The sequence below is a fragment of the Lachnoclostridium sp. genome (assembly GCF_031997925.1).
In the GTDB taxonomy this organism is placed as follows: domain Bacteria; phylum Bacillota; class Clostridia; order Lachnospirales; family Lachnospiraceae; genus Lachnoclostridium.
This window is the reverse complement of sequence record NZ_DAMADT010000018.1, coordinates 5,379-6,271: the sequence shown is the minus strand read 5'-3', so window position 1 is coordinate 6,271 and position 893 is coordinate 5,379. Positions and strand designations below refer to the sequence as shown.

Below are 893 nucleotides of genomic sequence, written 5' to 3'. Positions count from 1 at the left end.
TTACCGGTTTTTTCACTTGCTCTGCCATTACTCTACCTCCTATATTTTAGCTTTCTGTGCTTGTATTACATTATCAACCTAATTTAATGATATAAACTAATCAGTCTTATTCATACTATTTAAAGATAGCCATAAAGATACCAGCTGCTACTGCAGTTCCGATTACACCAGCAACATTTGGTCCCATCGCATGCATCAATAAGAAATTCGTTGGATCTGTTTCCGCACCAACCTTTTGAGAGACACGAGCTGCCATAGGTACCGCAGATACACCAGCAGAACCAATCAACGGATTAACCTTTCCATGAGTAAGCTTACACATAAGCTTACCTAAGAGTACCCCTCCTGCTGTGCCCAGTGCAAATGCAACTAAACCAAGAGCTACGATTTTTAAAGTATCTACCTGTAAGAACGCCTCAGCACTTGTGGTAGCACCAACCGAGGTTCCAAGTAAAATAACAACAATATACATTAAAGCATTCGATGCAGTTTCTTGTAATGGCTTAACAACACCACATTCTCTAAATAAATTACCAAGCATTAACATTCCAACAAGTGGTGCTACATCAGGAAGTAATAATGATACAACAATAGTAATAACAATTGGGAACAATATTTTCTCAAGCTTTGAAACTGGTCGTAATTGCTCCATCTTTATCGCGCGTTCTTTTTCCGTTGTTAATAATCTCATAATTGGTGGCTGAATGATTGGTACCAAAGACATATAGGAATATGCCGCAACTGCTATGGCTCCCATATACTGTGCTTGCCCAAGTTTACCAGCAAGAAAGATTGAGGTAGGTCCATCCGCACCGCCTATAATTGAAATCGCTGCTGCTGCCTTATCGACAAATCCCATTGCGATCGCTAAGATATATGCACCAAAGATACCT

1 protein-coding gene is annotated in these 893 nt (G+C 39.8%); it reads right to left on the bottom strand.

What is annotated here, in order from left to right; genetic code table 11:
- Positions 1–115: 115 nt before the first annotated feature.
- Positions 116–893 (bottom strand): sodium ion-translocating decarboxylase subunit beta (locus tag RTP52_RS12215; RefSeq protein ID WP_312371644.1); only part of this gene is annotated, 778 nt, incomplete at its 5' end.